Source organism: Tenacibaculum adriaticum, assembly GCF_008124875.1.
GTDB lineage: Bacteria > Bacteroidota > Bacteroidia > Flavobacteriales > Flavobacteriaceae > Polaribacter > Polaribacter adriaticus.
This window is the reverse complement of sequence record NZ_VNIA01000003.1, coordinates 143630-169484: the sequence shown is the minus strand read 5'-3', so window position 1 is coordinate 169484 and position 25855 is coordinate 143630. Positions and strand designations below refer to the sequence as shown.

General features: G+C 30.1%; 23 protein-coding genes, 1 other RNA gene and 1 pseudogene. 12 read left to right on the top strand and 13 right to left on the bottom strand.

What is annotated here, in order from left to right:
* Window positions 1–167 precede the first annotated feature (167 nt).
* Together C7447_RS09770 and C7447_RS09765 are read left to right on the top strand one after the other, a co-directional pair.
* A complete protein-coding gene (locus C7447_RS09770) occupies window positions 168–6251 on the top strand; it encodes an alpha-2-macroglobulin family protein (protein ID WP_148870334.1) in 6084 nt (2027 codons plus the stop codon).
* 15 nt (window positions 6252–6266) lie between these two features.
* Window positions 6267–6743, top strand: a complete 477-nt coding sequence (locus C7447_RS09765; protein ID WP_148870333.1) for a hypothetical protein — start codon at window positions 6267–6269, stop codon at window positions 6741–6743.
* Window positions 6744–6785: 42 nt separating this feature from the next.
* Here C7447_RS09765 and C7447_RS09760 read toward each other — a convergent pair whose 3' ends face one another.
* The 3 genes from C7447_RS09760 to C7447_RS09750 form a co-directional block, all read right to left on the bottom strand.
* The gene (locus C7447_RS09760) at window positions 6786–7304 is read right to left on the bottom strand and encodes a DUF4136 domain-containing protein (RefSeq protein WP_148870332.1); all 519 of its coding nucleotides are present in this window, start codon (window positions 7302–7304) and stop codon (window positions 6786–6788) included.
* Between the two features lie 139 nt (window positions 7305–7443).
* Complete coding sequence (locus C7447_RS09755) at window positions 7444–8934, bottom strand: S8 family peptidase (RefSeq protein WP_148870331.1); 1491 nt, start codon at window positions 8932–8934, stop codon at window positions 7444–7446.
* Between the two features lie 103 nt (window positions 8935–9037).
* Window positions 9038–10027, bottom strand: coding sequence for a M20/M25/M40 family metallo-hydrolase (locus tag C7447_RS09750; protein ID WP_148870330.1), 990 nt, complete (start codon window positions 10025–10027; stop codon window positions 9038–9040).
* A 67-nt stretch (window positions 10028–10094) separates the two neighbouring features.
* Between C7447_RS09750 and kdsA the strand changes: the two genes are divergently transcribed.
* Both kdsA and C7447_RS09740 read left to right on the top strand, forming a co-directional pair.
* Window positions 10095–10913: a 3-deoxy-8-phosphooctulonate synthase gene (kdsA, locus tag C7447_RS09745; protein ID WP_148870329.1), complete on the top strand. Its 819-nt coding sequence runs from the start codon at window positions 10095–10097 to the stop codon at window positions 10911–10913.
* A 25-nt stretch (window positions 10914–10938) separates the two neighbouring features.
* Window positions 10939–11892, top strand: coding sequence for a transglutaminase domain-containing protein (locus C7447_RS09740; protein WP_148870328.1), 954 nt, complete (start codon window positions 10939–10941; stop codon window positions 11890–11892).
* Here the strand turns inward: C7447_RS09740 and C7447_RS09735 are convergent.
* From C7447_RS09735 to C7447_RS09725, 3 genes are read right to left on the bottom strand one after another with little or no spacing between them, the layout of a single operon-like run.
* Complete coding sequence (locus tag C7447_RS09735; RefSeq protein WP_148870327.1) at window positions 11886–12260, bottom strand: DUF1801 domain-containing protein; 375 nt, start codon at window positions 12258–12260, stop codon at window positions 11886–11888. The genes C7447_RS09740 and C7447_RS09735 overlap by 7 nt on opposite strands.
* Window positions 12260–12475 carry a DUF3820 family protein gene (locus C7447_RS09730; RefSeq protein ID WP_148870326.1) on the bottom strand — a complete coding sequence of 72 codons (216 nt, stop codon included), beginning with the start codon at window positions 12473–12475 and terminating at the stop codon, window positions 12260–12262. Before C7447_RS09730 ends, C7447_RS09735 begins: the two co-directional genes overlap by 1 nt.
* Window positions 12476–12521: 46 nt before the next feature.
* A complete protein-coding gene (locus tag C7447_RS09725; protein WP_148870325.1) occupies window positions 12522–13724 on the bottom strand; it encodes an NAD(P)-dependent oxidoreductase in 1203 nt (400 codons plus the stop codon).
* A gap of 194 nt (window positions 13725–13918) precedes the next feature.
* Between C7447_RS09725 and ssrA the strand changes: the two genes are divergently transcribed.
* Window positions 13919–14313, top strand: a transfer-messenger RNA (tmRNA) gene (gene ssrA / locus C7447_RS09720).
* 107 nt (window positions 14314–14420) lie between these two features.
* On the opposite strand, the gene C7447_RS09715 is transcribed toward ssrA, so the two are convergent.
* The 4 genes from C7447_RS09715 to rpsU all read right to left on the bottom strand — a co-directional run bounded on the left by C7447_RS09715 (window position 14421) and on the right by rpsU (window position 17039).
* On the bottom strand, window positions 14421–14999 hold the full coding sequence (locus tag C7447_RS09715; RefSeq protein ID WP_148870324.1) for a hypothetical protein: 579 nt from the start codon (window positions 14997–14999) through the stop codon (window positions 14421–14423).
* Entirely contained in the window at window positions 14996–15322 is a 327-nt protein-coding gene (locus C7447_RS09710; protein WP_148870323.1) for a DUF4325 domain-containing protein, read from the bottom strand. Before C7447_RS09710 ends, C7447_RS09715 begins: the two co-directional genes overlap by 4 nt.
* A complete protein-coding gene (locus C7447_RS09705; RefSeq protein WP_148870322.1) occupies window positions 15319–16698 on the bottom strand; it encodes a hypothetical protein in 1380 nt (459 codons plus the stop codon). Before C7447_RS09705 ends, C7447_RS09710 begins: the two co-directional genes overlap by 4 nt.
* A gap of 152 nt (window positions 16699–16850) precedes the next feature.
* Window positions 16851–17039, bottom strand: a complete 189-nt coding sequence (gene rpsU, locus C7447_RS09700) for a 30S ribosomal protein S21 (RefSeq protein WP_148870321.1) — start codon at window positions 17037–17039, stop codon at window positions 16851–16853.
* A 476-nt stretch (window positions 17040–17515) separates the two neighbouring features.
* Here rpsU and C7447_RS09695 point away from each other — a divergent pair, with 476 nt between their 5' ends.
* From C7447_RS09695 to C7447_RS09685, 3 genes are all read left to right on the top strand, one after another.
* Window positions 17516–17728, top strand: coding sequence for a hypothetical protein (locus C7447_RS09695; protein ID WP_148870320.1), 213 nt, complete (start codon window positions 17516–17518; stop codon window positions 17726–17728).
* Between the two features lie 195 nt (window positions 17729–17923).
* Window positions 17924–18943: a helix-turn-helix domain-containing protein gene (locus C7447_RS09690; protein WP_148870319.1), complete on the top strand. Its 1020-nt coding sequence runs from the start codon at window positions 17924–17926 to the stop codon at window positions 18941–18943.
* A 443-nt stretch (window positions 18944–19386) separates the two neighbouring features.
* Window positions 19387–19794 (top strand): hypothetical protein, encoded by a 408-nt coding sequence (locus C7447_RS09685; RefSeq protein ID WP_148870318.1) that lies wholly within the window; start codon window positions 19387–19389, stop codon window positions 19792–19794.
* A 252-nt stretch (window positions 19795–20046) separates the two neighbouring features.
* On the opposite strand, the gene prfA is transcribed toward C7447_RS09685, so the two are convergent.
* Window positions 20047–21123 carry a peptide chain release factor 1 gene (prfA, locus tag C7447_RS09680; protein WP_148870317.1) on the bottom strand — a complete coding sequence of 359 codons (1077 nt, stop codon included), beginning with the start codon at window positions 21121–21123 and terminating at the stop codon, window positions 20047–20049.
* Between the two features lie 91 nt (window positions 21124–21214).
* On the opposite strand from prfA, the gene C7447_RS09675 reads away from it, so the two are divergent.
* A complete protein-coding gene (locus C7447_RS09675; RefSeq protein WP_148870316.1) occupies window positions 21215–21649 on the top strand; it encodes a DUF6265 family protein in 435 nt (144 codons plus the stop codon).
* A gap of 194 nt (window positions 21650–21843) precedes the next feature.
* Entirely contained in the window at window positions 21844–22596 is a 753-nt protein-coding gene (locus tag C7447_RS09670; RefSeq protein WP_148870315.1) for an endonuclease/exonuclease/phosphatase family protein, read from the top strand.
* Here the strand turns inward: C7447_RS09670 and C7447_RS14985 are convergent.
* Window positions 22597–22734 (bottom strand): annotated as a pseudogene (locus C7447_RS14985) (phosphoribosylformylglycinamidine cyclo-ligase); the annotation flags it as partial.
* Between the two features lie 250 nt (window positions 22735–22984).
* Between C7447_RS14985 and C7447_RS09660 the strand changes: the two are divergent.
* Window positions 22985–23266, top strand: coding sequence for a hypothetical protein (locus tag C7447_RS09660; protein ID WP_148870314.1), 282 nt, complete (start codon window positions 22985–22987; stop codon window positions 23264–23266).
* Window positions 23241–24236, top strand: a complete 996-nt coding sequence (locus C7447_RS09655; protein ID WP_148870313.1) for a radical SAM protein — start codon at window positions 23241–23243, stop codon at window positions 24234–24236. The genes C7447_RS09660 and C7447_RS09655 overlap by 26 nt, the downstream gene beginning before the upstream one ends.
* Before the next feature lie 114 nt (window positions 24237–24350).
* Here C7447_RS09655 and C7447_RS09650 read toward each other — a convergent pair whose 3' ends face one another.
* On the bottom strand, window positions 24351–25529 hold the full coding sequence (locus C7447_RS09650; RefSeq protein WP_148870656.1) for an AIR synthase related protein: 1179 nt from the start codon (window positions 25527–25529) through the stop codon (window positions 24351–24353).
* Window positions 25530–25855: the final 326 nt, after the last annotated feature.

The following is a 25855-nucleotide window of genomic DNA, read 5'->3' as shown; positions in this document are numbered from 1 at the left end:
GCTCGCTTTTTGTTTCATCAAAAATCTAGAAACAAGAATTTAACTATCTTGAAAACCAAACTCATTGAAAAGTTACATTTACTCATTCAAAGTATTATTTTACACATTTCAAATTGTACGTTATTTAATAAATATAGAGATTTGATAAGTAATTAAGAATTTAAGTTATGAAAAAACTGACACCAATATTGCTAATGATTTTATTATTTTCAACAACCATTAACGCTCAGAACAACTACAAAAATCTGTGGGATAAGGTTCAACAATTTGAATTAGACAACCTGCCAAAATCAGCTTTAAAAGTGGTGGAAGAAATTTATCAAAAAGCTGAAAAAGACAGTAATTCTCCTCAACTCGTTAAAACACTTTTATACAAAAGTAAATTCTCATTATCGCTAGAGGAAAATGCCCAATTAAAAATTATAAATCAATTTAAAGAGCATATTACAAAGAGTAATTTTCCTACAAAAAATGTATTGCAAAGTATACTTGCTAATTTACACTGGCAATACTTTAATCAAAATAGATGGAAGTTTTACAACCGTACAAAAACCGCTGAAAAAGTTAATAAAGACGATTTTAGAACATGGGATTTAAACACTCTTTTTACTGAAATACATGCTCATTATCAAGCTTCTTTAGAGAATAAATCGCAACTAAAAGAAGTCGATATTCGCACTTTTAAAGATATTTTACAAGTTGCTAAAGACTCAAAATTATACAGACCATCACTATATGATTTTTTAGCACATAATAGTTTAGAGTTTTATAAAACTAATGAAACAAACATTACAAAACCTGCATATCAATTTAAAATTGAAAATCCAGAATTGTTAAGTGATGCAAAAACATTCTCTAAACTTAATATAACTACAAAAGACACTTTATCATTACAATATAATGCAATTAAAATATATCAAGATTTAATTGCTTTTCATCAACTAAGAAAAAATACAAAAGCTTTGGTTGATGTTGATTTAGAACGTTTACAATTCGTGAATCAACACGCAACTTTCACCAACAAAGAAGCCCTATATTTAAAAGTCTTAGAAACCTCAAAAAACCAATATAAAAACAGAGAGTCTTCTGGTTTGTATGCTTATGAAATTGCTCAAATTTATAATCAACAAGCAAATTCTTATCAACCAAAAAATAACGAAATACATCGTTTTAAAAACAAAGATGTCCTAGCTATTTGCGAAGAAGTAATTAAACAATTTCCAAAGAGTGATGGCGCAAAAAAATGTCAACTTTTAAAACATCAAATTTTATCTAAATCATTACAAATTGTTGCTGAAAAACATATATCTATTAAAGAATATTCTAAGGTTTTAGTTACTTATAAAAACATGAAAGAGTTACACTTTTCTATGTACACAATTTCAGAACCACAAATTGAGGAACTAAACAAAACCTATGAAGAGAAAGAAAAAATTAAGTTCATCAACAAACTGAATAAAGTTAGCTCATGGAAAGCTTCTTTAAAAAATGAACATGATTACCAACAGCATTCTACAGAAGTTATTGTTCCTAAATTAGCGCAAGGCAACTATTTAATCGTAGCTTCATCAAAAGAGAACTTATTAGAAAACACAACTTTTGGCACTACTCCTATTCAAGTTACCAATTTAGCTTTTATCAATAGAAATGAAGAAGACAGTAACATTTATCAAATTTTGGATAGAAACACAGGTAAACCTATTGCTAATGCAAAAGTTAGATTTCTAAATACAACCACCAACTATCGCAATAATAAAATTGACAAGTCATTTAGAACGGATAAAAACGGAGAGTTTTTCTTCAATCCTAACACGAATTATTATAGCAATGTAAAAGCAGTTGTAACTTACAAAGATGACGAAGCTACTTTTGGGCAATTTTACATTAATCGACGATACGAAAGAAGAGACCAAACAATTGAGGCCTATACACAAACTTTTTTATTTACCGACAGAAGCATATACAGACCAGGACAAACTGTATATTTTAAAGGGATTTCGATGAAAACCTTTAAAGAAAAATCAGAAATTGCTACTAACAAAACAGTAACCATTACACTTAATGATGTTAACGGACAAACAGTTAAAGAACTCGAATTAAAAACCAATGAATTTGGTTCTTTCTCTGGTGAATTTATTTTACCAAACACAGGATTAACGGGACTTTTTAATATAGAAGCTGAAATTGACGGAGATACAGGTTATCAATCAATTTCGGTAGAAGAATACAAACGTCCAAAGTTTGAAACTGATTTTAAATCGGTAACCGAAAGTTATAAAATTAACGATAGTATTATCGTAAATGGTTTTGCAAAAGCATTTTCTGGAGCCAATATTACAGAAGCTAAAGTTGTGTATCGTGTACACAGACAGGTAGAATACCCACGTTGGTGGTATTGGTTTAGACCTAGTTTTACCTCAGAACCTCAAGAAATTACACATGGAGAAAGTATTACCGATACATCAGGGAATTTTACAATCAACTTTAAAGCTTTAGCAGATGAAAGTGTCGACAAAAAAAAATTACCTGTTTTTACCTATGTAATTACTGCAGATGTTACCGATATTAATGGTGAAACTCGCAGTGCAACCACGAACGTAAAAGTAGGATATCATTCATTAATAGCCACTATTAAAATAGATGACGAGTTAAACACCTCAGAAAAAAATCAGACTATAAAAATTACCACCAAAAATTTAAACGGAGAATTTGTTCCTGCAAAAGGGAAAATAAAAATCTATAAATTAATTGCACCAGAATTTCCGTTACGTAAAAGACCTTGGGAAGCGCCCGATTATCAAACTATTTCTAAAAAAGAATTCAAACAAAAATTTCCTCATGATGCCTATACCAATGAAGATAACTACATCAATTGGCAAAAAGGAATCATGGTATTTCATGAAGAATTCAACACCGAAAAAGACAAAGAATTAAAGCTCAAGAAAATTAAAAATTGGACCGCTGGAAAATATGTGGTTGAGTTAGAATCGCAGGATAAATTCAACCAAAAAGTTACCGATAAACAATTCTTTTCTGTTCTTTCTTCGGATGAAAAACTGCCATCAGACAATCAGTTAATTGAGATTACCACTGATAAAAAAACGTATCAAGTTGGCGATAAAGCAAAAATAACAGTAAGCACAAATTCTGATGATGTAATGGTAATGTTGTTTGTAGAAAAAGAACGTAAAATTATAGAATCTCATTATATTCACTTGAATAAAAACAGTAAAACTTTTACGGTTCCTGTAACGAAAAAAGATGAAGGTGGATTTGGTATTAAGTACCATTTGGTAAACTACAACTCTTTTGTAAATGGCAATATATTGGTAAATGTTCCGTATCCTAAAACCGATTTAGAGATTCTTACTAAAACGTTTAGAGATAAATTACAACCAGGAGAAAATCAGACATGGAGTTTCACTGTAAAAGGTACTAAAAAAGATAAAGTAACTGCCGAATTATTAGCAGGTATGTACGATGCCTCTTTAGATCAATTTAAACCACATAACTGGAATTTTAATCCAATTCAAAAACCACAATATTATGTGTACACAAATACAAATGCCCATCTAAGTTTTGGGAATTCATATTTCTCTATTCAGAATATAAACGACGACTATAGCAATCAATGCCAATCACAAGGTTATGATCAATTAAATTGGTTCGGGTTTTATTTCGGAAATAATAGAAATATGATGTTTGCTATGAGAGGTAAAGTTTCAGGAGTTGCACCTCAAAAAATGAAAGCTGCTAAAATAGAAACTATACAGGATAATGAACAGGATTTAGAAGAAGCTGTTGTTACAGGGTATAATGCCTCTGATAAAAAGAAAGAAATAGATCTAATAACAGAAAAACTAAATCCTTTAAAAGACATTAAAACTCGTAAAAACTTACAAGAAACCGCTTTTTTCTATCCACATTTAACCACAGATAAAAACGGAAATGTTCAGTTCAATTTCACGGCTCCAGAAGCTTTAACAAAATGGAAGTTACAATTGTTAGCACATACCAAAGAATTGCATTCTGCAACCAAAACCTTAGAAACGGTAACTCAAAAAGAGTTAATGGTGGTTCCTAACGCTCCGCGTTTTTTACGTCATGGAGATCAAATAACATTGAGTGCAAAAATCTCAAATCTATCTGACAAAAACCTACAAGGTTTAGCTCAACTCATATTAACCGATGCGGTTACAGGTAAAGATGTTAATTTATTTGATGTTTCAGAAAACAGCAGTCAGTCTTTTAAGGTTGATAAAGAAGGTAATACTAATGTTTCTTGGGATTTAACGATTCCTGAAACTATTGATGCGCTTCAGTACAAAGTAGTAGCGAAAGCGGGAGATTTTTCTGACGGAGAACAAAATGCACTTCCAGTTTTAACCAATCGCATATTAGTGACCGAAACGTTGCCAATGTGGGTTCGTTCGAATCAAACCAAAACATTTACGTTAGATAAATTGAAAAATAACACCTCAACTACATTAAAAAATCACAAACTAACGTTAGAAGTTACTTCAAATCCTGCTTGGTATGCAGTACAAGCATTACCGTATTTAATGGAATATCCATATGAATGTTCGGAGCAAACTTTTGCCCGTTATTATGCTAACACATTGGCAAGTCATATTGCGAATTCAAATCCGAGAATACAAGAAGTATTTAATTCTTGGAAATCTTCGGATGCTTTGTTGAGTAATTTAGAGAAAAATCAGGAATTAAAATCGTTAATTATTCAAGAAACTCCATGGTTACGAGATGCTCAATCGGAAACAGAACAGAAAAAACGAATTGCTTTGTTGTTCGATTTAAACAAAATGAAAAGAGAGCAAGAAATCGCCATCAATAAATTGGAGAATATTCAACTAAATAACGGTGGTTTTCCATGGTTTAAAGGTGGAAATTATCCAAGTGCATATATAACACAACATATTGTTTCTGGATTTGGTCATTTAAAAAAATTAGGAGTTTCTACTTTTGATGATTCTACAGAAACTATGATTAACAAAGCTGTTCAGTTTTTAGATTATGAATTGATAGAGATCTATGATAAATTATTAGATCGTGCTGAAAAAATTAAAGCAAAAGACGGTGTAAAGAAATACGAAGCCTTTTTATCGCAAAAACATATTGGTTATTTTGAGCTTCACTATCTATATATGCGTAGTTTTTATACTGATATTTCTATCAACAATAAAACAAAAAAAGCGATTGAGTATTACAAAAATCAGTCAGCGAAATACTGGAACGATTTTAATTTATATGGAAAAGGGATGATTGCTTTGGTTCAATATAGAAGTAAAAATAAAAGTATTTCAAGTAAAATTCTAGCATCATTAAGAGAGAATAGTATTACTTCCGAAGAACTGGGAATGTACTGGAAAGCAAATCAACCAAGTTGGTTTTGGCACCAAGCTCCTATCGAAACACAAGCACTATTAATTGAAGCTTTTTCAGAAATTGAAAATGATATAGAAACCATTGATAATTTGAAAATTTGGCTACTAAAAAACAAACAAGTAAATCAATGGAAAACAACCAAGGCAACTACCGAAGCAGTGTATGCCTTATTACTACAAGGGAGCAATTGGATTTCAGTTACTGATATGGTAGATCTAAAACTAGGTGATATTAAAATTGAGCCTTCAAAAATGAAAGACGTACAAGTAGAAGCTGGTACAGGTTATTTTAAAACCTCTTGGAATGGTCCTGAAATTACACCTAAAATGAGTGAAATTACCATTTCATCTACAGAAAAAAATATTGCTTGGGGCGGATTGTATTGGCAATATTTTGAAGATTTAGATAAAATTACTTCTGCTGAAACTCCGTTAAAACTGAAAAAAGAGCTCTTTAAAAAAATTAATTCTGATACTGGTAAAGAACTCCAAGAAGTTACCAATGACACAAACTTAAAGGTGGGAGATTTATTAACCGTTCGTATTGAGTTGCGTGTAGATAGAGACATGGAATTTATCCATATGAAAGACATGAGAGCATCGGGTGTTGAACCGATAAATGTACTTTCTCAATACAAATGGCAAGACGGCTTAGGTTATTACGAAAGCACAAAAGATGCTGCAACAAATTTCTTTTTTAATCGTTTATCAAAAGGAATTTATATATTTGAATACGATGTACGAGTAAATAATGCAGGAGATTTTAGTAACGGTATAACAACCATACAAAGTATGTATGCTCCTGAGTTTAGCAGTCATTCTAAAGGAGTTCGATTAAAAGTAAACTAATTATAATTATTAAATATGAAAAATGTAATTTTTACACTAGCTTTAGTTTGTGTATCTTTTTTTAGCGTAAACGCACAAAGTATTTCTGAAAATGCCATCGGACTTCGTTTTGGAGATAATAATGGTTTTGGAGGAGAAGTTTCTTACCAACACAAATTAAGTAGCGACAATCGTTTAGAATTAGATTTAGGACTTCGTGGCGATAGTGGCTATAGTGCTTTTAAAGCGACTGCATTGTACCAATGGGTTTGGCAATTAGAAGATCAATTTAACTGGTATGTTGGTGCTGGTGGTGGACTAGGTAGCTGGAAAAACAAAGCTACCGACAACTCTAATACTTTTCTTTTTGGTGCGGGAGTTATTGGTATTGAATACAATTTTGATATTCCTTTATTAATTTCGTTTGATTTTAGACCAGAAATTGGGTTTAGTAATGATATTTATGACGGTTTTAATTCTGATTTCGGATTAGGTATTCGTTATCAATTCTAAAAAAATTATAGTACTAAAAGCCTCTGAATAATCAGAGGCTTTTTATTTTTTAGGAGGATACCCTGCAAGAATCTTTCCTATTATTTTTTTATAATGTACATCTCTTTCTTGTGGTGAGGTTTGTTCGTTTATTTCACTTTCTAAAATAGCTTGCCATATTAACTGGTTTTCTTTGCTCTCTACAAAATCAATTGTCAACTGTTGATTTAATTTTTTAGAACTAATTGGGATTCCTCCAGAAATACCGAAACCTACATTTCTTCTTCCACCTCCAACTCCAATTCCTACCGTATTTCTACTCTGTACTTCTCGTGTCTTAGAAAGTATATTGATGTAAAAATCTGGTGTATTAGAATGCCTTAATCCTTTCTTATTCAAATTTTGACTAATTTCGGCAGTAATTCTTTTAAGATCTAATTCATTCAAACCTTTACCAGCATCTTCAAAAAAGTCAAAGGTTTTATACTGATTAAAATTCATTTTAGAATCATAATCATATACCACTTTTGGAGAAGAACAAGCAACAATTGTTAATAGTAATAAGTATTTCAACTTTTTCATCTGTAGATATTTTGAGTAACTAATTTAATAAAAATCATTCATAAATGATTTTAAAAGAACATCAATAAATTATTCCTTTTAAAAACAAAAAGAGTCCCACAAAATGCGGAACTCTTTTCAGATTAGTGAATTTAGTTGATTATTGAACTGCTTCTAAAGCATTAATATTTCCGTAACCATATTCTGAATGCTTATTTGGATAATAATCTCCAGATTGACGCATCTTGTTTAATACTTGATCGCGTGTCCAAGTTGGATGTTTTGCCCAAACTAACGCTGCAATTCCAGCTGTTGTAGCCGTTGCTACAGATGAACCTCCAACGTAATCAGTTGCTTGATCATAATAACTTAATACTGGTACTTTATTATCTGTACCATTTGTACGTTGCATTTGTACAGTAAACTCAATTTCAGATCCTGTATGACAAACGTCACAATTATCATATTGTCCCTCTTTTACACCAGTTACCGCAACAGTTTCACTCATCCAAGCAGGGAAAATAACACCATACCAAGTAGTAAATGAAGTTGAAGTACCTCCTGCAGCAATCATCATCTTTCCTTTACTATAAGCATATTTTACAGCATCTTCTACTTTACCTATACTAAATGGAGATCCAATAGACATTGAAATAACCCTTACGTCACTTCTATTTCCTAAAGATGTTAAGGCATCTGCAACTCCTTGTTTTTCATGATAGTCATCAACCACTACGTTTTCTACAGCCCTATAAGTAACTAAATTTGCGTTATAGGCTACACCTACTGGTAAGTTATCGTTATTTCTGGGTGCTGTTGCAACCGAAGCCATGCTTGTTCCATGACCACATTTATCGTTTACACCATCATAATTATCTGACCAAGGCCAAATAGAATCTACAAACGTTCCGTATCTCTGAACTGTTCTCCCAGAAGAATAGCCATCATTAAAATATTGATTCATCCATTTTTGTTCCGACGATAAACCTGTATCTACTACTGCAACAGTTATGCCTTGCCCTGTACTGTAATCCCAAGCAGCTGGAATATTATGTGCATCGAAAGACCATGGCACTCTTGCTCCTGGGGCTACTGTTCTATAATCTGGTGAAGCTAATGAACTTGATGAATATCCACAACCAGATTTACCTTCTGATCTTGCCTGTAACTCATCAGTATCTTCAAAAACACTATAATCACCAGGCTCTATATACCTAACTCTAGGGTCTTTAAGCAAAGTTTCAATTGTTTCTTTACTGGTAACTTTCATATCAATTACATTGATGACTTCATCAATATGTAACTCTTTAGTTCCTTTAGATGCGGTATGTTTTTCTTCAATATTATTAACAAGACTAATTAACTCATCTTTAACATTTTCAGACTCAGCACTTCTTTTAAATTCAGTTTTAGAAATACCATAACCTATAGTAAGGATGTCATTCCCATGCTTTAATGCACTCCATATTGTATGAACATCTGAGTTAGACCATCTAAAATCTCCTGTCGTTTCAACCGACTCTTTAATTTTAGCATTAATTTCTTTTCTTGATAGCACTTCTGCTTGCTCTTCTTGTACAGGAATTTCTTCGTTTTTAGAACACGAAAACATCGTAATTACCACTGCAAGACTTAACATTGTTTTTTTCATTTCGAAGGGTTTTTAATTGTTAACTTCGCGAATATATCAAAATTTTAATTAAATTTTAACAGTATTACTAAAAAACAATATTCAAAATTACCACATTCTCAAATTACTCCTCAATAACTACTCTTGCTGGTGTATCCTTTCCGTTGATGATACTTTCAGTACCCTTCGCTACAGCTTTAATTGTTTCTACAATAATTGAAACATCTAAAGTTTCTGCTTCATCAGAAACTTTGTGGTAATCTTTATCAATATCTATTGGTGTGGTAGAAAATGTATGAGAAGGCACTCCTAACCGAGCTAGAGAAGCATTGTCTGACCTAAAAAATAAATTAAACTTAGTATATGGATCTGGAAACAATTTATATCCTGTACCTTCTAAATTTTTTTGAATGATTTTACCAAAATCTGATCTTTCAAAACCAGTTAACCAAGCGGTTTTAGGACCTGTTTTTGGTTCTTTCCCTATAAGTTCTAAATTAATACCAGCTACATATTTAGAAGCATCTATATCTTTTCCAAAATGTTTTGAACCAATTAACCCCATTTCTTCTGCAGTAAAAGCTACAAAAACAATACTTCTTTCATTTTGATTTTGACTTGCAAAATATTCCGCTAATGCTAACACCCCAGTTACCCCAGAAGCATCATCATTAGCCCCATTATATATTCGATCTCCTTCCCCGTCTTTCATTTTACCTAAATGATCATAGTGAGCAGAAACTACCACATATTCATCTTTTTTACTTTTTCCTTCTAAAACACCAATAACATTAAACATTTCTATTTCATTATCCTTAAAGTTTTGACGGTAAGAATCAAGGTTTTCATAAGTTTTAAGTCCTATTCTTTTAAACTCACCTTCTATATATTTAGCCGCTTTCTCTATTCCTGCTGTTCCTGGTTTTCTACCTTCCATTTCATCCGAAGCCAACGTATATAAATGTTTTTTTACTGTAGCTGTATCAATAACAAAACTCTTCTTTGTTATTGTTTTTTCACTAGAATTTTGTGCAGAAAGCGAAGTTTTATCATTTTTTACTTTACAAGAACTCAATAGCAATAATGCACTTAAAAATAGAATTGTTTTTTTCATCTTTTATTAAATTTAAAGTTTAAAGATAGATAATTTAATTTCGTAGTTTTGTTAAAAATTTTTAACGATGGATTTATCTCTTATTCCCAATATAAAACACGCCGATTCTAACAACTTTTTTTTACTAGCTGGTCCTTGTGCTATAGAAGGCGAAGATATGGCTATGCGCATTGCAGAGAAAGTGATTTCGATTACAGACAAGTTAGAAATTCCTTATATTTTTAAAGGAAGTTTTAAAAAAGCCAACAGAAGTAGAGTGGATAGTTTTACAGGTATTGGTGATGAAAAAGCATTAAAAATTTTACGAAAAGTATCCGAAACTTTTAAAGTGCCTACAGTTACAGATATTCATGAAGTTTCTGATGCTGCTAAAGCTGCAGAATATGTAGATGTTTTACAAATTCCTGCTTTTTTAGTTCGTCAAACAGATTTAGTTGTTGCAGCAGCAAAAACAGGAAAAGTGGTAAATTTGAAAAAAGGACAATTTATGAGTCCGGAAGCAATGCAACACGCAGTAAGAAAAGTACACGATTCAGGAAACCAGAAAGCATGGATAACCGATAGAGGAACTATGTTTGGATACCAAGATATGATTGTTGATTTCCGCGGAATTCCAACAATGCGTCAATATGCTCCAACAGTTTTAGATGTAACACATTCGCTACAACAACCAAATCAATCTAGTGGTGTTACTGGTGGTAGACCAGATATGATTGAAACCATTGCTCGTGCAGGGGTTGTTAATAATGTTGATGGATTATTTATAGAAACTCACTTTGATCCAGCAAACGCAAAATCTGACGGTGCTAATATGCTTGATTTAGCTTATTTAGAAAAATTATTAACGAATTTAGTTGCAATACGTAAAGTTGTTAATACTTTATAGGCATAGTTTTTGTTTTTCTGAAACTATGAAGTATTTATTAATTTTCTTTTTACTGATTTCATTTTCAATATCAGCTCAAAATTTTTCTGTTATAAAAGAAAAAACGGATTTGTATTCGGGATTGTTAACTGCTGAAAAATTAGCTCACAAAATTGAACTTGACTTTTCATCTGAAGAAGATAAAGTAAAAGCTATTTTTTGTTGGATGACAAAGAATATTCGGTACGATTTAGATGAATTCTATAACCCAACTCGTAAAGAAATTAGTTTTAGATACCGAACTAATGAAGAGCGTGATCAAAAACTACAAGAAATAAAGAATAAAACAGTAGCTGAAACACTTTCTACAAGGAAAGGAGTTTGTGAAGGATATGCTCAAACATTTTCTAAAATATGTGATTTATTACAAATAGAAAATGAAGTTATTACTGGTTATGTAAGAACCTCTTCAAATACTATTGGAAAACCTCAACAACAACCTAACCATGCTTGGAACACAGTAAAAATTAACAATAAGTGGATTTTTATTGATACAACTTGGGGAGCAGGTTATGAAAATAATGGAAAATGGCTGAGAAATTTTAACCCGTATTACTTCAATATTTCAACAAAAAAATATTTTAAAACACATTTCCCTGAAAAATCTATTTGGAGATTGCGTGTTGGTAGAATGGAAAAAGAAGAATTCTACAATCAGCCTATTTATAGTCATTTGTTTTTAAAATCAGATGTTGAGTTGACAGCTCCAAAATCTGGAATTTTATCAAAAAATAAGAATGGAAAGATTGATATAATTCTAAAAAACATAAAACCTTCTCAGCAAATCCATGTAGGTTTTTTAGGTTTACCATATGCTCAAAAACCTGAAGTAACCTCTAAAAATGGTGTTACTTCTGTTACTATTACTCCTCCCACAAATGCTCTGCAATTATTTTTATTGATTGATAAAGAAGTAGCAATTGAGTTTTTAATTCAGTAGTTACTTTTGTAAAATCCTTTGTGATTTTTCTTAATAGCTTCTTCAATAACTGATATCAGAATAGTTGTATCAACTTCGTCAACAGAAAAATAACGAAGAGATTTCACAACTTTTCTTCCTTCAGAAACTAAAAATTCATTGTAGTTTTCTAAATGATCTTTAGCCCAAAAACCAACATCTACAAAACCTTTTTTAACCGCACAGTTCAAATAACATAGAGGTTGACCTTCTAAATAATACACCGGAATTTTCCACTTGTACTTCATCTCAACTTCAGGAAATGAACTTTCAATCAACAACTGTAAATGCAAAAGTATTGACTTAAACGGTTCTTCTTGTTTTAACATGTATTCTTCTACTGGATTCATTAATTCCTTAATTTACGAAGAATATCTTCTAACCCGTTTAACTTTAATTCATACACCAAACCCATCATTGTTCCTAATTTTCCTTTCGGAAATCCTTTATTGCGATACCAAACAATATAATATTCAGGAATATCTATTAAGTATGTGCCTTTGTATTTACCATAAGGCATCCTCATATTGGCTGTGTCAATTAAAAATTGTTTGTCTGGTATCATAAAAAAGATTCCCGCTTTCGCAGGAATGACAATTTATTGTTGTTTATTATTTTCCGTCTACGTAATCTTGTAAGTATAAAAAACGTTCCGTCAATTTTCCATTTTTAGTCATTTTTGCTCTGGCTAAAATCCCGTTTTTGTCATTATTGAAGAACGCAGGAACTACATGCTTTAAAAACATTTCCCCGAAACCTTCACTAGCGTCTTTTGGTAATTCACAAGGCAAATTATCAACAGCCATTACTGTAATTGCTTTTTCATCTTTAAAATCAACCTCTGTTTCTGTTTCTGGATCGTAGCCGTAAATAGGATTTGCAATCGTAGAAGCTCTTATAGTGGAAGCAACTGGCCCGTCTACATCACAACTGATATCTGCTATAGTTTTTATTTTGAAATCTTTTGATTTAGCATCTTCTCTAGAAAATAAAAAAGGTGCACCATTTCCGTAGAAATGACCTGCAATAAAATAATCTGTCACTTTAGCATATGGCATAAAGTTACTTTCATATCCTGTTGGATCTTTATAAAACTCAAATTTATCACCTACTTTACCATCTTTACGCTTATTATATTCCATTACATCTATCATGCAATAAACTGGCTCAGTAAACTCTGAAGTTAAATACAACGCATCACTAACTTCTTTAATTTCTAAATAATCTAAAATTTCTTTGGCTCCATACGCTACTTTCCCTGTTCCTGAAAGTAGTATTTTAATATTTGGAAGCTTAATTTTATCCAATTCTCTTTTAACCGCGTCTAAATCTTCTAGTGTTTCTACTTTAGGTAGATTAAACAATTCGTCACGTAAACCTAAAGCTCTAAAACCATTATAAGCGCCAACTAAACCAGCATAACGACCAAAACCAATCAAACGCGCTCCATTTTCTTCTATAATAGTTTCATGATCATACATTTCAATGTTTTTTTCTAACATTGCTTTCAACAACTTTCTATTATACGGTTGCTTCTTTATGGTATGAGAAAAGAAAAAATATTTTTTATTTGGAATTAATGCCTCAACCGGAACTTCTTTAACTCCCAATATAACATCACAATCAGAGATATCTTCAACGACCTCTATTCCTGCATTTCTGTAAGCTTCATCTGAAAAAACTCTTATGTCTGAACTTTCTACTTTAATTTCTGCTTGTGGGAATTGTTTTTTTAACTCTTGTAATTTTTTTGGTGAAAATACTACGCGTTTATCTGGTGGATTTTTGCGTTCTTTGATAATTCCGAATTTCATATATCGTTAAAGTGGTTTGAAATTTGTTGTTTGTAAAACCTGACATTCCTTCAGTAAAAAGAATCGGTATAAATTTTGCTATAAAATTAACTGTAATTAAAAGGGTATGCAAATTTTTTATACTTTCGCAATCCGAATTTCTTTATAGTGTGTTTTTTAATAAATTACTAGTTATAAAGATTCTTTGACATAATGGGGACGACTGGTTTTGACAGCAAGGTCAGTTAAAATGTAAGCATACCGAGGATTGAGATGACTACTCGTTAAACTTATTTCAACTTTATAAACGGCGAAGATAACTACGCTTTAGCTGCTTAATCTGAATTAATAGTAAGATTAGCCTAGGCACACAAGGTGTGCAAGCTTTATGTCCACGAAAAGCCTTGGTTTACGGCGTTTCATTTTTGGGCATCGTAAAAGTAAACATAGAAAATTTGGCACTTCGACAAATTTTTGAAACTAAAGAAGATAAGCTAAAAACAGATTGTTCTTAATCAGTTCTTAGTCGAAAATTAAGAAAGAACTAAGTATGTAGAAAGCCTTTTGGCTGCTTGTTTGGACCCGAGTTCGATTCTCGGCGTCTCCACTTTTAACCCTTATAAATCTAGTGTTTGTAAGGGTTTTCAATATCAAATTAAAAAGAGTTTTTCTTTATATATAAGTCAAAAAACACATTGTTCATTATTTTCTCTTTTTTTAATTTATGTATTTTTCTTTAAAACTTTCTATTAGACTATTATGTGTGTCATTTTTCCCTCTAAAATCAACAAACATTTTTAAAATTTGTGTTTTATAGTCAGCTATATGACTTGAAATTTCATCATTAAACACTTCTTCTTCATTAAGGTTTAAAGTCTCATTTGATAATTTTTCAGTTAAACCATCAATTAATTTATCAAACTGGTTTTTAACGCACTCGTAAAGCATTTTATCTACTGCTAAAAGTAGAGAGATAAAATCTAAATCTAATTTATTAAGTTCATCAAGAATTTGATTATTTACTTCTTCTCTTACTTGAATTGTTAAATTATCATCTTTTAACTTTAAAAGAGCAGAATTCAACTTTTTAAAAAAAACAAAAAAAATATCAAACTTGGATTCAACTACAATGAGTTTATACCAATCTAACTTTAAATCATTATCATTTTTTGCAGATTGATATTTAAAAATATACCAACTAAAAAATAAAGTAAAAGCAGCAATAATTATTGTTGATATTTTCTCTATAATTTCAAATGTTGTTATGTTATCAGAAAAAAAATTCAAGAACATCATAAAGCATTATTTTCTCTCAATATTCTATCAATAGCATCATTTAAAGGCTTTTCATACTTATAAGTTCCTTCATTTTTAAACTTAAATTTTTTCAAAAACCCTTCTTTACCCAGTTTAGTAACAACATTGATTAGAAGTTCTTCAAAAAAGGATGGGTTTATAGAAAAAATATTATCTGGTATCACAAATGTTACACTATCATTATTTTTCTCTAAACTATCAAATTCAGATTCTTCTCTAACATATTTACCTTTGTCCCTTCCTGTAAATACTTTAGACCCCTTACTTCTATATTCTTCTAATTCAAAAATTGTTTCTTTCATAATAAATCATCTTTACTAATTAATATTTGAGCACTAATAATTGTACCAGGAAAATGATTTTTTACAAATTTAACATATTTTGTGTCTGGTCTGTCAGAAATGGCTGCAGATTTATTAAATGTCATAACCTTAAATTTCTCATCTCCTTTTTCACTTTCTTTAATTCCATATGTTCCATCAAATACTATTGAAGTATTACCTGACAACAATGCTAATCTGGATACTTTATCTTGATTTTCATTATTACCTTTTAAATTGAAAAAACTTTCAATGAACTTAATCGACCCATTACCTCTTTTAATATTTTTCTTTGGTGAAACTGAAGTTACTTCTTCTTGTAAAGCATACAAAGTCCATAATGTTTCCTCTTTCATTTGTGTTCCAAAAAGATTTTTTGAAGTATAATCATTAGACAAAGCCTTCATTTGTCTAACTATATCTGGCCGAGCACAATCTTCATCTTTAAACTTATCATAAATAGTCTCTCCAAAATTCAAAATAACAAGATTAAAAATACCATACTCTTCAGAGTTTGAACTATAATCTTGAAAATACCCAATTGAAAATCTATGATTATTTGTTGAATGTTCTTCAGCATTAATCAAGACTTCTCCTATTATAATGCTTAAATTTTCAATACTCTCTGAAGTTAAAATTTTATCCATTCTACCAAGGCTTTCAATGACGTATTCTACCATTTCAGTTACATGTCTCTCCTTTGTTTCAATATTGACCATTTTAGCAGAAGGACTTGGATTAGCCTTAAACTCACATAAATTATATGGTATTATATCATCATATTTTACTTTTTCGTTCTTTAAAATTGCATATGAACCTATTGAATAAAGTAGTTTCCTTACATTTTTATTATTAATATTAATTGGCTTAACACTTTCTAAGTGAGAAAAATTAGGATATTTAGAATGTAACTGCCTTGAATATTTAAACATATCCCTCAAAAGAATATCAAGATATATTTGAGCTCCTAAATGGATTGTTTTACAATTCTTATAATCAATATTTAATTTCCTAACTCTATTATGATAAAGACAATTAATAATATCACTAATAAACTTATAACTCTTATCAGCATTATCAACCAAAGAGAATGGTTCGGGTACTTCAATAGTAACTGCCTCTTTCAGAACATTAAAGTATGAACTTGATGGCTGTAAAATATTAGCCTTTTTACAATTAAAAATATATTTCAAATCTTCTGAGAGAAGATTATGCTTCATTTCTGCAATATTCTGAGTTTTTCCATTAAAATCTCTCAGTCTTGATATTTTGTCCTTATAATACTTATTCTTTCTTCTTAATTCTTTTTCATGTCTATTATTTGCAATTCTTATTCTAATTGCTTTTTTATCCTTCATAAACAATTATTTTTTTAGCCAATTTACTTTTTTTTATCCATAAACTACCTTTCTTAACTTTAACCTTAAAAAATAACTTTTAACTCTTTCGACCTACTATAAAAATAAAAACGCAACCAAATTGGTTGCGTTTTTATTTTATACTTTTATTTCTAATCTTCTTTAAAAAGCTGTTCTATATAAGCTGCTTTTTTCTTTTCAGCTCTTTTCGCTACAGATGGTTTTGTAAATTGCTTACGCTCACGTAATTCTTGTAAAACCTTTACATCTCTAAATTTACGCTTATAACGCTTTAAAGCTCTCTCTATATTTTCGCCTTCTTTGACTACTATTCTTAACATATATAATAATTTTAATGATTTTTAATCGATTTAATGTACCTAAAAAATAGGCAATAGCCGATAGGCTATTTATACTTAAATAGTTCTATTGAAAAGAAAATACCTTTAAAAAGCTTCTGCGAGATATTAAAATCTGAATGAATCAGAATTATAATTAGTGATAACCTAAAAAATCGTAGATTTTCTCCTTACGGATAGAATACAAATACACCACAAAGTTACAATATATTTATACCCCTTACAACTTTTATATACTATAATAAAAAGGAACTCAATAAAATTGATTCATCTATACAACTGTTTCGCTTCTTTTATCCCTTTGTCTTTTAAATTAAACTAATTTTTGAAGTTGCGATGTTTTTCAGAAACTCAACTATATAAAACAACAAAAAAATTATATGAGTCAATATTTGTTTTAATTAAGCAACTCTTTTCCTTTATATGTTTATAGTTTTGACTCATAATTAAAATTTATTATGATGAAGATTGTGAAAACACTTTTAGTAGTTGCAGGCTTATTTTTATTAGTCTATGGTATACTGAAGATTATTTTCCCATATACGATTCCAAATATTTCCTACTACAACCCTACATCAAACACAGATTATAGTTATATAAACTTAGGTATTGGATCTATTTCTCTATTAGTTGGATTAGTAGCAAAAAAAAGAAACAACTTAAGTCATTAAAATTAGAACAACCGAGTTAATTATATCTTTAGATGTTAAAAAACTATCAAATACCTTTTTTCGAAGATAAAAACAACGTACAGTAATTATAAAGAAATAAAACAAAAACTTGTAATATGTTGAATCCTTTCGATTTAACATATTTTAAAAATTTTATTAATTCTATCAATAGTGTATTTACAACAAACAGTGCAAATGGATTCAATTAACATTTATATTAACGATGGTACTCCCAATGCAATTATTAAAAGTATGGCTAAGGAACTTAATGTTCCTATAAATTATATTTCTAATAACAATGCTAAGCTTTGCTTACCTGAAAATATAGGCACTGGCTGTATCCAACAACGATTTTATAAGTCTGGTATATCAGTCTTTGAAGTTAAAGCAAATTTGAAGCAAGAAATCAATTTACTTTATGACCAAGGCCTATTACATCCTTTAAAAATAATCATTAATAAAAAAGCTCGTTTCAAACATCAGTTTCATGATAAAAAGGAACCTGAATACTTAAATGAACAAGGTTCAGTAGCACTGGCCAGTATTGCTAGACAGAAGCACACCATTTTCTTACCTAAAAACCAATATATATCATTACTAAGTATTAGAATTAACAGGAAAGAATTTGAAAGTTATGTAGAAGATTTTGTTGATGTAATGAGTGAAAAACTATCAGACTTATTAAGAGATGTTAACGGTGTTAATCCGTATTTCTATGAAGATTATTATGACCATAACACATTAAGCATACTTAATAAATATTTTCAAAATAATTATGAAGGTATTACAGAAAGCATATATTTAGAAGGATTGATTTATCAATTAATAGGTATACAGTTTAACACCATATCGTCTAATTCATTTTTATCTGCAGATGAAAAACGCTTATCAAGAACGTTCTCTGAAAATATTTTACGTGCTTCTAAGATAGTAAAGTCTGATGTCGCAAGCTTTAGCACGGTTACAGACTTAGGCAATAAGGTTAACTTAAATAATAAAAGACTACAGCAAGGCTTTAACAAATTATTTGGCATGTCAGTTTTAGAATTTGTAACCAATTACCGAATTGAAAAAATGAGAGATTTACTTCTAGAAACTGATTTAACTATCTCTGAAATAAGCTATCAATTAGGTATTAACTCTCCAGGATACACTTCAAAAATATTTAAAGATAAATATGGTGTAAGTCCAAAACAATACCGTAAAAAAAGCTAGAGAACGCTATCCTTTATGTTTTTTTCCCATTTATTGCATTTTAATACCCTTTTGTAATAGATTAATAATTGATAGCCATAATATTTTTGCTGTGAATATTATTGAGAATGCTAAAACATCATTAGAACCTTGAATGAATATTTTAAGGCTTAAAATTATCACTATAATAGCCTAAAACATTCCCTTCATTTTTCTTTTTTTAAATCTAAGTTTATCTTAGATTCCCCCCGAAGGCCGTTCGAAATTCGAACGGCTTTTTTTAAATGAACTAATTAAATAGCTACTTTAGATGATTATTCTGCTAAACCCCTCTTCCTCTACCTCCTATCCTTAATTAAATATAATATTATTAACACTATCTATTTAAATGAGTTAATTATTGATCCATTTGAATTAAGATAACAATAGTTGCAAAGGTACTTTTGCTATATAAAATTTAAACAATGAGTGTATTAGCAAAAGACAACAGACAATTACTTTACATCTATTCATGTGAATCAAATTTTGGAAAAGAAATGTTAGCCTATGCTCAAAGCATTGATAAGCGTATACAAGCAGTAAATATATGTAATGAAAATATTTCGCAAACGATATGGTTAGAAATTGCAGATATGATTGGAGTTCGTTTGAGTGAACTTTTCTCTCCCGAGCATCCTGACTCTCCAAGTATTGGTAATGTAGATAACTACATAGTTTCTGATTGGTTAAAAATTATCAAACATAACCCCGGATTATTACAACGTCCTATTGCAATTAATTGTAATAAAGCAATAAGCATCAAAGAAAAATCAGATATGATGATTTTTTCTGAAGAATTAAATAATAAAGAAGAAGAAAGAGTAAGGTGGTAATTTAAAAAGCACTTGTACTAATAAGTACAAGTGCTTTTTTACAATTTAATTTTTATTTTTTAAAATCTATTGCACCTCTTTCCATATACTAGAGTTATAAATAATTACACAAATGTAAACACTTAAATAAATCATAAAAGAATAGCATTAACTTATAAAGACTTCTTTTTAACCCCTTAAATAAATTACTCTTATAGATTTCAATTGAAAAAAATAAATGCAGTATATAACCCAATCGTTTGATGAGGTTATTTATATTGTTTCTCCTAACTCTTTTAACTTAGAAGTGTTCTCTGCAAGCATTAATTCATCAATAATTCTTTGTATATCTCCATTTACAATATTTGACAAATCGTATAAGGTTAACCCAATTCTATGATCTGTTACACGGCCTTGCGGATAATTATACGTTCTAATTTTAGCAGAACGGTCTCCAGAAGTTACCATCGATCCACGCTTTAAAGCGTCTTCTGCTTGTTTCTTCGCTAATTCCATATCGTATAAACGAGAACGTAACACCTTAAATGCTTTTTCCTTGTTTTTATGTTGCGATTTTTGATCTTGACATTGTGCTACTAAACCTGTAGGAATATGTGTTAAACGTACGGCAGAATAGGTTGTGTTTACCGACTGACCTCCTGGTCCTGACGAACAGAAAAAATCGATACGAACATCTTTAGGGTTAATTTCTACATCAAACTCTTCTGCTTCTGGAAAAACCATACACGTTGCTGCTGATGTATGAACTCTACCTTGTGTTTCTGTTTGCGGTACACGTTGCACACGATGTACACCCGCTTCAAACTTTAAAGTCCCATAAACATCTTCTCCAGTAACCTCAAACTGAATTTCTTTAAACCCACCATTGGTACCTTCACTATAATCTACAATAGAAACCTTCCACCCTTTGCTTTCACAATATTTAGAATACATTCTAAATAAATCTCCTGCAAAAATACTTGCTTCATCTCCACCAGTACCAGCGCGTAATTCTACTACAGCATTTTTAGCATCTTCTGGATCTCTTGGAATTAATAAAAACTTAATTTCATCTTCTAAAACAGGAATTCTACTCGTTGCTTCATCCAATTCCATCTTAGCCATTTCTACCATTTCTGCATCACTCCCATCAGAAATAATTTCTTTAGCCTCGGCAATACTATTTAATAAACCTTCGTATTCGTTGGCTTTTTTAACCACTTTACCAAGATCTTTATATTCTTTATTAAGCTCTACATAGCGTTTTTGATCAGTTATAATATCTGGTTGAATAATTAAATCCGACACCTCATCAAAACGTTGTTTAACAATTTGTAACTTATCTAACATTGTCTCTTTTATTGGGTGGCAAATTTACGATTTTTTATCGGATTTTTAATTAATTTTGAAAACCACCTATTAAACTCTAAAACAATTTCTTATGCGAACTCTTATCTTATTTATTTCGGTTTTCATTTTTCTTTCTTGTCAAACAGAAAAAAAACATCAAAAACCTAATTGGTTATTAGGAAAATGGATTAGAATTAGTGACAAACCTGATAAAACCACTTACGAATTTTGGAATGAAGATTTTACTGGTATAGGATTCACTTTAAAACAAAAAGACACCGTTTTTAAAGAAATTTTAAGTATCATTCTTAAAAATGATTCTTTATACCTTCAAGTAACTGGTGTAAATGAAAACCCTACATTATTTAAGTTTACACAACAAACTAAAAACTCATTCACTTGTGAAAATAATTTGAATGAATTTCCTAAAAGAATAAATTATTTTACACAAAATGACACTCTAAAAGCTAAGGTTTCTAACGAAGAATTTACTATTGATTTTAGTTTTATAAAATTGAAAGATTAATCTTGATTTGCATTTAATTTTTCTGATAACTTCTAGAGTGTTATAAATAAAAAATTCATTAATAACGACTTATTAAAATCTCCTCAATAATTATGAAATTCAAATCAATAAAATGTCTTTTTATATTTACTCTTTTTTTATCTTGTAAAGAAAAACAATTCAACAAAACTAACAATCTAGAAAGTCTAAACATCATGTCTTTCAATCTTAGATATGACAATCCTAATGACAATGAAAATAGTTGGCAAGAACGCGAGTTAGACGTTGTTAGTTTTCTTAAATATTATCATCCAGATATCTTAGGAATACAAGAAGGTTTACACAATCAAGTCGAATTTATTTTACAAAACAGTGCTAACTATAACTATATCGGAGTTGGTAGAGATGATGGAAAACAAAAAGGAGAATATTCTGCCATCTATTTTGATACAACTAAACTTGAACTAATTAGTAATAAAACTTTTTGGCTCTCTGAAACTCCAAACAAAATTTCTGTTGGATGGGACGCTTCAATGGAGAGAATTTGTACGTATGGTGTTTTTAAACATAAAAAAACAAAGAAGGTTATTCATGTATTTAATACTCATTTTGATCATATAGGAATAGAAGCTCGCAAAAATTCAGCGCAACTTATTATTGACAAAATAATAGAATTGAAAATTGAAACTTCTAAACTTATTGTAATGGGAGACTTGAATAGCGAGCCAGAAAGTGAAGCTATTAAAATTTTAGAAAAAGGATTAACAACAACTACAACATCAAAATTTTATGGCCCTACAGGAACATTTAATGGTTTTGAAATAGACAAAACTCTAGACAAACGTATTGATTATATATTCACTAAGAATTTAGCTATTATTAATTATCGACATATAGATGACAGAAGGCAAAACAATCTTTGGATATCTGATCATTTACCGATTCTTGCCAAAGTTGATATAAAATAATTAATACTCAAAAATACCAAACTCACTTTTTATCGTAAGCTTTTTTGTTTCTGAAGTCTCTACTCATCCAACAATTTTTGCATCTACATTGTAAGATTTAGAAATTGTAATTATATCTTCTGCAACTTCTGGAGAAACAACAATTGAAAGTTTTTGCTCCCAAAAATATGTTTCTTTTTCATAGAATTAAAAAAGTCTTTTTAGCCTAAAAAACTAGAATACCTATTTATAGGTATATTTTTCATGTATAATCTTTTATAGTTTTGAACTAAACTTAATACAATAACTTTTTATATGAAACTACTTTAAAGAAATAAAATAACTTTTAGTTCTCATACAATTAATTAGACAAAACTAAATAGAAACATTAATGCTAAATATGTAAATTATGAGTAAAATTCAAATTACACCTGAAAAAGTTGATTTTGGTACCGACCAAGTATCAATAAAAGATTCTTCATTATTGACTAAACTTGTCGTAAATCAAAATGAAACAGTCGATTTTATTAAGAATGAATTTCCGCAGTTTTCTTTGGATGATATTACAATCGATGATATTGGTATCATAACAATAAAGAATCCTGAGTTTTCGGATGCTCTAAAAGCAAAGTTCGAAAACTTTAATCCATTAGCAGCTGTAAAAAATGGAGTTTGTGGAGCAGGTTGTTAGTAACATAGAAAGGTCTGAAATCATTAAAGATGCTTTTGACAATTCCAGACTTAACCTAATTATTTTTCCTACTGAACAATGTAATTTTAGATGTACTTATTGCTACGAGGACTTCAAAATTGGAAAAATGAAACCTGAATTAGTAGAAAGCATTAAGAAATTAGTTCTAAAAAGAGCACCATACTTGAATTACTTAGAGTTTAGCTGGTTTGGAGGTGAACCTTTATTGGCATATAACTCAATAATTGAAATATTAGAGTATACAAACTCTTTAAGAAATAAATACCCAAACTTCTCAAGTATTTCAAATATTACAACTAATGCCTACTCTTTAAGCCTAGAGAGGTTTACAAAACTCGTCTCTAATAATGTTAAAGTTTTTCAAGTATCATTAGATGGTGATATAATGACACATAATAAAACTCGGCTTTTAAAAAATGGTAGAGGTACTTTTAATAAAATATGGAATAACTTAGAAGTTTTAAAAGAAACGAATTTAGAGTTTGAAATTATTTTAAGAATTCACTTTCATCCTAGAAATGCTGAACAAATGGAATCTTTAATTGTTAAGTTAAACTCAGAATTTAACGATGAAAGATTTAAGTTTTATTTTAAAGCAATAGAGGATTTAGGTGGAGAAAATTCAAAAAATATTGAGAGAATGTCGCCAAATAAAAAACTTGAGATTAAGAAATATCTAGAAGATTTAGTGCTTAATCAAAGGCAAATATTCAATTTAAAAAACTCATATGTATGCTATGCTTCTAAGCCTAATTCAATTGCAATCAGAGGTGATGGAACTTTAGCAAAATGTACAGTAGCATTGGATAAAGGAGAAAATAATATAGGAAAACTAAATAAGGATGGAACTTTAAAAATAAACTCTGAGAAATTAAAATACTGGATGTCAGGATTTATAAATTGGGAGAAGAATAAATTAGCTTGTCCACATAAAGCAAATGAAAAATAAAAGTACTTAACAATTTGCATAACGAATAAGACGCAATTTATGGCTCCTCGTGAGGCGCCCCTCACTTCGCCACACACAGTTGACGCTCATTAAAAAAATAAATACCTTAATGTCTTAATACTCAAAAATACCAAACTCACTTTTTATCGTAAGCTTTTTTGTTTCTGAAGTCTCTACTCGTCCAACAATTTTTGCATCTACATTGTAAGATTTAGAAATTGCTATAATATCTTCTCCAACTTCTGAAGAAACATACAATTCCATTCTGTGTCCGCAATTGAAAACTTGGTACATTTCTTTCCAATCGGTTTTCGATTGCTCTTGTATCAATTTAAATAAAGGAGGAATTGGAAACATGTTGTCTTTTACAATATGTAAGTTATCTACAAAATGAAGAATTTTTGTTTGTGCACCACCAGAACAATGAATCATTCCATGCACTTCATCCGAAGAATATTTTGATAAAATTTCTTTAATAATTGGCGCGTAGGTTCTTGTTGGCGATAAAACTAACTTACCTGCATCAATTGGAGAATTCTCAACCTTATCTGTTAATTTTACATTTCCTGAATACACTAATTCCGAAGGTACGGAAGCATCAAAACTTTCTGGATATTTATCTGCTAAATATTTATGAAAAACATCATGTCGTGCAGATGTTAATCCGTTACTTCCCATTCCGCCATTGTATTCTTTCTCATACGTTGCTTGTCCAAAAGACTCTAAACCAACAATAACATCACCCGCTTTTATATTTGCATTGTCAATTACATCTGTACGCTTCATTCTTGCAGTTACAGTAGAATCTACAATAATGGTACGCACTAAATCTCCTACATCTGCAGTTTCACCGCCCGTAGAATGAATGGTTACTCCAAATTTTTTCAATTCAGAAATTAACTCTTCAGTGCCATTAATTATTGCAGATAAAACTTCTCCTGGAATTAAGTTTTTATTACGCCCAATTGTTGATGATAACATGATATTATCTGTGGCTCCTACGCACAACAAATCATCAATATTCATAATTAATGCATCTTGTGCAATTCCTTTCCAAACAGAAACATCTCCCGTTTCTTTCCAGTACATATATGCTAAAGACGATTTTGTTCCTGCTCCATCTGCGTGCATAATCAAACAATAATCTTCATCATTTGTTAAATAATCTGGCACAATTTTACAAAAAGCTTTTGGAAATAAACCTTTGTCTATATTCTTAATTGCATTGTGAACATCTTCTTTGGATGCAGAAACACCGCGTTGTGCGTATCGTTTAGAAACTTCTTGACTCATCTTTGTTGTGTTGTTGTTCCGCAAATTTAGTTTTTCTGTAATTGTTAACCATAAAAAACCGAACGTTTTTACACTCATTTTTTAAATAGGTCTCATCTGAGTTTATGTACCATAAATTACCAAATTTAGGTCTCTAAATACGTTTTTATTTAATATTTAACAAAAATCAACCTTGTTTATTTATTCTAAAAAACAGCTATTAATCTCTCATCAAATAGATAAAAATCAACTGAGTTTAAAACAAATGCTAATAAACTACTATTATTTTAAAAATTTCATAAATTATTTTTTTCTAATTGACAATTTCATAAAAATCAAGCTCTTAT